The sequence below is a fragment of the uncultured Granulicatella sp. genome, from assembly GCF_963528315.1.
GTDB lineage: Bacteria > Bacillota > Bacilli > Lactobacillales > Aerococcaceae > Granulicatella.
The window spans coordinates 1-7,086 of record NZ_CAURVV010000061.1; the positions used below are offsets into that span (position 1 = coordinate 1).

General features: G+C 35.2%; 9 protein-coding genes. 5 read left to right on the forward strand and 4 right to left on the reverse strand.

Annotated elements, in window-relative coordinates; translation table 11 throughout:
• Window positions 1–535 (forward strand): LPXTG cell wall anchor domain-containing protein (locus RYK07_RS08460; protein WP_314853436.1); only part of this gene is annotated, 535 nt, incomplete at its 5' end.
• A 60-nt stretch (window positions 536–595) separates the two neighbouring features.
• Here RYK07_RS08460 and RYK07_RS08465 read toward each other — a convergent pair.
• The 4 genes from RYK07_RS08465 to RYK07_RS08480 all read right to left on the reverse strand — a co-directional run bounded on the left by RYK07_RS08465 (window position 596) and on the right by RYK07_RS08480 (window position 2,945).
• Window positions 596–1,162 carry a TlpA disulfide reductase family protein gene (locus RYK07_RS08465; protein ID WP_314853437.1) on the reverse strand — a complete coding sequence of 189 codons (567 nt, stop codon included), beginning with the start codon at window positions 1,160–1,162 and terminating at the stop codon, window positions 596–598.
• A gap of 96 nt (window positions 1,163–1,258) precedes the next feature.
• Entirely contained in the window at window positions 1,259–1,684 is a 426-nt protein-coding gene (locus tag RYK07_RS08470) for a pyridoxamine 5'-phosphate oxidase family protein (protein ID WP_314354237.1), read from the reverse strand.
• A gap of 1 nt (window position 1,685) precedes the next feature.
• Window positions 1,686–2,168, reverse strand: a complete 483-nt coding sequence (locus tag RYK07_RS08475; RefSeq protein ID WP_314853438.1) for a glutathione peroxidase — start codon at window positions 2,166–2,168, stop codon at window positions 1,686–1,688.
• Between the two features lie 9 nt (window positions 2,169–2,177).
• On the reverse strand, window positions 2,178–2,945 hold the full coding sequence (locus RYK07_RS08480) for a Cof-type HAD-IIB family hydrolase (RefSeq protein WP_314853439.1): 768 nt from the start codon (window positions 2,943–2,945) through the stop codon (window positions 2,178–2,180).
• Between the two features lie 166 nt (window positions 2,946–3,111).
• On the opposite strand from RYK07_RS08480, the gene secG reads away from it, so the two are divergent.
• The 4 genes from secG to smpB all read left to right on the forward strand — a co-directional run bounded on the left by secG (window position 3,112) and on the right by smpB (window position 6,961).
• Complete coding sequence (secG, locus tag RYK07_RS08485) at window positions 3,112–3,345, forward strand: preprotein translocase subunit SecG (RefSeq protein WP_006703884.1); 234 nt, start codon at window positions 3,112–3,114, stop codon at window positions 3,343–3,345.
• Window positions 3,346–3,425: 80 nt separating this feature from the next.
• Window positions 3,426–4,154: an alpha/beta fold hydrolase gene (locus RYK07_RS08490; protein WP_314853440.1), complete on the forward strand. Its 729-nt coding sequence runs from the start codon at window positions 3,426–3,428 to the stop codon at window positions 4,152–4,154.
• Window positions 4,155–4,157: 3 nt separating this feature from the next.
• Window positions 4,158–6,485 carry a ribonuclease R gene (gene rnr, locus RYK07_RS08495; RefSeq protein WP_314853441.1) on the forward strand — a complete coding sequence of 776 codons (2,328 nt, stop codon included), beginning with the start codon at window positions 4,158–4,160 and terminating at the stop codon, window positions 6,483–6,485.
• Window positions 6,486–6,496: 11 nt separating this feature from the next.
• The gene (gene smpB, locus RYK07_RS08500) at window positions 6,497–6,961 is read left to right on the forward strand and encodes an SsrA-binding protein SmpB (RefSeq protein WP_006703881.1); all 465 of its coding nucleotides are present in this window, start codon (window positions 6,497–6,499) and stop codon (window positions 6,959–6,961) included.
• Window positions 6,962–7,086: the final 125 nt, after the last annotated feature.

A 7,086-nucleotide genomic window follows, 5' to 3' on the forward strand; every position in this document is an offset into this window, starting at 1 on the left:
AGAAGGCTTAACTGCAAAAGAAGCAGAAAAAGAATTAGATGAAGCAAACAAAAAAGCAGCAAAAACTACTAAACCTGCTCCAAAGGATGAAACTAAACCAGCTGAACAACCTAAATCAGATAAAGTTGAATCTTCAAATGGACAAGAAGCTCCAGTTAATGAAGTTCCAGAATTTGATTTATCTACATTAGAAACAGCAACAGGTACACAAACGCAAGCTTCACCAACACAATCAACACAGGCAGCAGATGAACAAGCTCAAGAAGCTCCAAGTACTAAAAATCCATCAGGAATTAATCCAAGAACTTCAGCAAATTCAGCTCAAACAGCTACAAATGAAACACCAGCTGAAAAAACAGCAGAGGAACCAGCTGTAGCAGCACCAGTTGCTGAAGCTCCAAAAGCTCAAGAGAGTGCAAAACAAGAATTACCAAATACAGGTTCAGCGGAGTTTGCAGTATTTACTCCAGCTGTATTATCAATCTTAGCAGGTCTAGGATTAGTAGCACCAAAAGGTAAAAAAGAAGACAAATAAAAACTGAATTCTTAAATAACAAAAGGATGATGAGCAGTGCCCATCATCCTTTTTGCATTTCTATAATGATTTTAATACTTCTTCAATCGTTGCTTTATCTTTTACTTCATCGATAACATTTTTGATTTTTCCTTCTTGATCCACAAAAATCATGGTTGGAATTGAATGGATTTCTAAAGCTTTTTGGAAACTTTTTTCTTTGTCTGAGTAATAGTTGAATTCTAGTCCTTTCTCTTTTAAGAAGGCTTGGGCTTTTTCAGGTGTTTCTCCTTTAACAAGTAAGTTGACTAAAACAAATTCAACAGAGTCTTGATAGTCTTGTCTTAATTCATTTAAAATTGGAAGTTCTTGTTGGCAATCTGGACACCAGCTAGCCCAAGCGACATAGACAATTTTCTTCCCTTTAAAATCTGCAGGAGTTTTTTGTTGCGCATCTGCTGTTTCAAATGCAAAGTTTGGCAAAGCTTTTCCAATTAAATCAGTAGTAGATTTTTCTTTTGCAGCAGTTGTAGTTGCGGTGGTTGTAGTCGTATTATTTGTAGTTGATGTTGATTGACATCCTGCAGCAAGAATAAATAGACTTCCGAATAAAATAGAATGAGTTAAGAATTTTTTATAGTTTTTCATAAAATATCTCTCCTTTAAAACGATACGTTCATTGTATCACATTGGATGGAAGAAAAAAAGGAACCCTCGTAGGAGGATTCCTTTTCTAGTTAGTCATTAGCCTTGAATACTGAAAGTATATTTATGTCCTTGAGTTAAGCTGTGGTAGAAGCCTTTTCCTTCGTATAGTTGGAAAACTTGTACTCCTGCACGTTGTTGATCATCTGGATATACATTTTTAACAAATGGATTTCCTGCTAAGATTTCTTCTAATCCTTCTTTTCCAAGCTCACGTACTTTTCCTTCGATACGAATCACTTGAATTAAGTAATCATCGTGTGAAAATGCTGCAATTGCGACATTAGGATTTTCTTGTAATTGTTTGTAGAAATGAGTTTCTGGACTCGTCATAAAGAAAACTCCATGTTCATTGGCAACGCCGATGTGAATTGGACGAGAATGAGGTTTTCCGTCTTTATCCACGGTAGCAAAAATGGCTACTTCTAATTCCTCTAAAATACTTAAAATTTCTTCTGTATTCATATTAACACTCCTTATTTAATAATTGTTTTATTTGTTTCTCAATGGATAATGGAGAAGTAGTTGGGGCGAATCTAGCAACGACTTTTCCGGATGCGTCTACAAGGAATTTTGTAAAATTCCATTTGATCGAACTACCAAATAGTCCTTTTGTTTCTTCTTTTAATAGCTTAAATAATGGATGCGTTTCTGGGCCATTCACGAGTACTTTTCCAAACATTGGGAAAGTGACTTGATAATTGAATTGGCAACTTGAAGCAGCTTCCTTAGCGTTTAATGGCTCTTGGTTGGCAAATTGATTACAAGGGAATCCTAGAACGCTAAATCCTTGTTCGTGGTATGTTTCGTATAAGCTTTGTAATTGGGCAAATTGTGGAGCTAATCCACATCCGCTAGCGGTATTGACAATAAGTAATACTTGCCCTTTATAGTCTTCTAATGTGCTTGTTCCATCTATTGTAGGTACTTCTATTTCATAAAGTGACATGACTTCCTCCTAAATTAAATGATAATGTTTTAATCCTTGAATGACTCCACCTTTATCATTATCTGCACTGACGTAGTCTGCTTTTTCTTTTAATAATGGAATGGCATTTCCCATGGCAATTGCAATATCGACTTCTTGGAACATTTCTAAATCATTAGCACCATCTCCAAAGGCATAGGTAGTAATAGACTTATTATTCAAGGTACGTATTAATGCTCGAATGCCTGTTGCTTTAGAATTTCCATCGGTAATGACATCCATCGCATATGGGAAATTTCGAATAAATCTTAACTCTGGAAAAGCTTGCTGGTAAGCTTCATCATTATTATCCCTTGAAAGTAAGAGCATCATATTCACGACTTGTTCTTTATAAAATGCTGGAACAACATCTGGTGTTGGTGTATGAATATATGCATAGGCTTCTTGTGCAAACGGGACTGATTCAATGATTTTAAAAGCATCAACATTATAACACGTCATGCCATGTCCATTTTCTTTCGCAAATTGGAGTAGTCTTTCAATTGTTTCTGTTGGAATTTCATGATTAATTAAAATTTCACCTTTGAAAATCACTACTTGTCCATTCATAAAAACTCCAGAATGAATATTCGTAGATTGAATGACTTCCGAAACTTCGATAGGAGATCTTCCTGTTGCTAGAAGTGGTTCATACCCATTTTCCTTTAATTGTTGAATCGCTTCTATGACTTCAAGGTCGACTTGGCCTTTTTTATTTAATAGTGTTCCGTCCAAGTCCAAAAATACTAAACCTTTCATAAAAACCTCCTTTTCATATTACGTTCATTATATCACGAAAGTGATATAGTTTGGGAATTGATGCTTAAAAAATCATCTCTAAATAAAGAATTTAAGGGCAATTGGTAGTAATTACACTATATTTATGGTAGAATTGAAAAGAATATTAATAGAGGAGGAAGATCCTTTGTATCAAACAATTTTAACATTGATGATTATTATTAGTGTGTTACTAATTATTATTGTAGCTATGCAACCATCGAAAACAAATGCAGCAAATTCATTATCAGGCGGTGCTGAGCAATTATTCGGGAAAACAAAAGCACGTGGATTTGAAGCATTCTTAATTCGAGTGACTGTTGGATTAGGAGCAATCTTTATGATTTTAGCAGTAGCCTTAGCGTACATCTCATCAAAATAAAAATGATTAAGCACAATGTTGAAGGAGTATCTCTAAGACATTGTGTTTTTCTATTATAAAAATATTCATTTAAGGTAGGAGTGGACAATTTGGAAGCAATTTGGTTAGAAGAAATAACAAATAAACGGGCGGTTATATTATTTCATGCATATACTGGGAAACCAACAGATCTGAGAATGTTAGCTTCCTTTTTACATCGTCATGATTATGCAGTTTATGTACCAGCATTTAGTGGACATGAACATTCAAATGCGTGTGAAATTTTAAAAGAAACACCAGACAAATGGTATGAAGATGCAAAACAAGCGGTACAATTTGTAAGAAGTCAAGGGTATTCAACGATTGCTGCACTAGGATTATCGATGGGTGGAATTATGGCAGCAGCACTGGCAACTGATCAATTAGTGGAAATTGCGGGAACATTTTGTTCTCCTGTTTCAAAAAGAAATGCGCAATTACCAGATTTGTTGAAGAGTTTTATAGCTTTTGCTACTCATTCTGGGATGTGTGAAGATGAAATGTTCACATTAGGAAAAAAAGCAAAACAACAATTATTAGATTTACATGATTTTTCAGCTAAAGTGGCAGAAAAACTAGAACAAGTGACAGGACCTTTTTATATTGCGCAAGGGGAATTAGATCGATTAGTCGATCCAGAAGTATCTATTGAGATGAAAGAAGCATTAGTGAATGCAGCCGTTGATTTTCATTGGTTTGAAAAATCAGGGCATGTCATTACAGTAGGAAAAGAAAAAGCAGAATTTCAAGAATCTGTATTAGAATTTTTAAACCAACAAGAATGGAGGTAAGAAATGAGAGAATCATTGAGAACAGTTTTGGTGTCTTTTTTTGAAGAATATGCACCAGAAAGTTTTTATGTAAAAGAAATTAGTGAACATTTTGGGATGAATCAATCTCAAGATTTTAAAATATTAGTGAAAGAATTAGCCGCATTAGAAGAAGAGGGCGTCTTAGAACTAAATCGAAATGGAAAATTTGGATTAAATCCTTTAAATCAAACATTAAAAGGAACGTATCGAGCAAATGACAAAGGATTTGGATTTGTCACAGTAGTCGAAGGAGAACCAGATATTTTCATTCCTCGTGGAGATACAATGAGTGCAATGGATGGGGATGAAGTAGAATTAGTGATTACAGAACCAGCCGATAGCTATCGTCAACGCTCTGCGACAGGGAAAATTGTCCAAATTATTCAACGAAATACGACTCAAGTGGTAGGGATTTATACTCGCTTTAGTTCAGAAACTGCAGAAGATACAGGGTATTGCGGTGAAGTAGTTGTCAAAGATAAAAAATTAGCAGGTACTCGTTGTTTAATTCGTCCAAATGGATTACATCCAGTAGATGGAACAGTTGTCATTGTAGAATTAACAAAATATACGAATGAAAAAAATCGTTCTTCATTAGAAGGAATTGTTGTCAAAGAAATTGGTTATAAAGATGCCGTTGGAATGGATATTTTAATGATTTTACAACAATTACATATTCCAACAGAATTTCCACAAGAAGTGATAGACCAGGCAAATCTTGTTCCTGAAGTTATCACAGATGAAGATCGACAAGGGCGTAAAGATTTACGTGAACAATTAACCGTGACTATTGACGGGGCAGATGCCAAAGATTTGGATGATGCTGTTGCACTTACAAAACGTGAAGATGGAACCTTTGAATTAACTGTTTCGATTGCGGATGTATCGTATTATGTAACGGAAAATTCAGCTATTGATAGAGAGGCATTTGAACGTGGAACAAGTGTGTACTTAACAGATCGTGTTGTTCCAATGTTGCCACAACGATTATCAAATGGAATTTGTTCTTTACATCCACATGAAGAACGACTAACGATGTCTTGTCGTATGGAAATTGATCGAAGTGGAACGATTTATCAATATGAGATTTTCCCAAGTGTCATTCGCTCAGATATGCGATTAACGTATAATTTAGTGAATGAATTGTATGAGAAAAAAGAAGTAGAAATTCCAGATGAAATTCAGCAAATGTTGTTGGATATGAAAGAATTACATCATATTTTAGAAAGACGAAGAAAAGAACGTGGAGCGATTGATTTTGAAACACATGAAGCAAAAATTATTGTGGATGAACAAGGTGCCCCAATTGATATTCAAATTCGTGAACGTGGAGTTGCAGAACGATTAATTGAATCCTTTATGTTAGCAGCAAATGAAACAGTTGCGATGCATTATCAACGAAAAAATGTTCCGTTTATTTACCGTGTCCATGAACAACCACAACAAGAAAAAATGCAACGTTTCTTAGAATTTGTCACAGCATTTGGCATTAATATTAAAGGAACGAGCGACACCATTAGTCCGAAAAAACTGCAAAAAGCCTTAGATGAAGTTAAAGGGGAAACTTATGAAGCAGTTGTATCGACTATGATGCTACGTTCTATGAAACAAGCTAAATATGATATTACACCTTCTGGACATTATGGATTAGCTGCAGAAGATTATACTCACTTTACTTCACCGATTCGTCGTTATCCAGACTTAATTGTTCACCGTATGATTCGTCAATACGAAGGAAGTGGAAGTTTCCTATCGAAGCAACAAGAGGAATTAAATGCTTCTAAGCTAGAGAGAATTGCGGATCAATCAAGCAAAATGGAACGTTTAGCAGTTCAAGCAGAACGTGAAGTAGATGCGATGAAAAAAGCTGAATTTATGGCTGATAAGATTGGACAAGAGTTTGAAGGAATTGTTAGTTCCGTTACTAAGTTCGGAATGTTTGTGGAATTGCCAAATACCGTAGAAGGTTTAGTGCATATTACGCATATGAATCAAGATTACTTTAACTTTATTGAAAGTCATATGGTCTTAATTGGTGAGAGAACAGGAGTAACTTATCGAATCGGAGATCGTGTTAAAGTAAAATTAATTAAAGTCGATGTAGAAGCGCATGAAATTGATTTTATTTTATCAGTGGATAATGCAGATTTGATTACTCAAAACAAACGTCCAACTAAAGGAAAAGAAGCGTTAAAGAAAGCTGCGAAAAAAGAAAGTCGAAGTAACAAATCGAAGAAGTCTTCTAAAAATAAAGGGAGACAACATTTTAAAGCGCAAGCAAAGCAAAAGCGTAGAAAAAAACATTCGTAAGGAGAATTCGGATGCCAAAAGGAACAGATAATAAAGTTTTAGCACAAAATCGTAAGGCGAATCATGATTATACGATTTTAGATACGATTGAAGCAGGTTTAGTGTTAACGGGAACGGAGATTAAATCGGTTCGTCAAGCTAGAATGAATTTGAAAGATGGTTATTGTAGTTTTAAAAATGGGGAAGCCTTTTTAGTGGGGGTTCACATTAGTCCGTTTGAGCAGGGGAATATTTTCAATCATGATCCGCTTCGTACGAGAAAGTTGTTGTTGCATAAGAAGCAAATTCAAATGCTTGAGCAAGAGGTAAGACAGGCGGGAAATACGGTTGTTCCATTGAAGGTTTATATTAAAAATGGAGTTGCCAAGTTGTTGATTGGGATTGCGAAAGGTAAGAAAAACTATGATAAGCGTGAAGCGTTAAAACAAAAAGATATCAAGAGAGATGTACAGAGAGAGTTAAAAAACTATCGTTGACTACGAAAGACTTCCAAAATAGTAGCAAAGGAAGGCAGCATAAAGCTTGCTATCTCATGCCTAAATTTCGAGCCTTGGTCTCGAAATTTCCTAATAATAGTAGCCGAGTTTCGGCTACTATTATG

Bases quoted from the DNA above. Each gene is read 5' to 3' on its own strand.
- RYK07_RS08465 (WP_314853437.1), bottom strand. From the start codon at position 1,162: ATGAAAAACTATAAAAAATTCTTAACTCATTCTATTTTATTCGGAAGT.
- RYK07_RS08470 (WP_314354237.1), bottom strand. From the start codon at position 1,684: ATGAATACAGAAGAAATTTTAAGTATTTTAGAGGAATTAGAAGTAGCC.
- RYK07_RS08475 (WP_314853438.1), bottom strand. From the start codon at position 2,168: ATGTCACTTTATGAAATAGAAGTACCTACAATAGATGGAACAAGCACA.
- RYK07_RS08480 (WP_314853439.1), bottom strand. From the start codon at position 2,945: ATGAAAGGTTTAGTATTTTTGGACTTGGACGGAACACTATTAAATAAA.
- rnr (WP_314853441.1), top strand. From the start codon at position 4,158: ATGAGAGAATCATTGAGAACAGTTTTGGTGTCTTTTTTTGAAGAATAT.
- smpB (WP_006703881.1), top strand. From the start codon at position 6,497: ATGCCAAAAGGAACAGATAATAAAGTTTTAGCACAAAATCGTAAGGCG.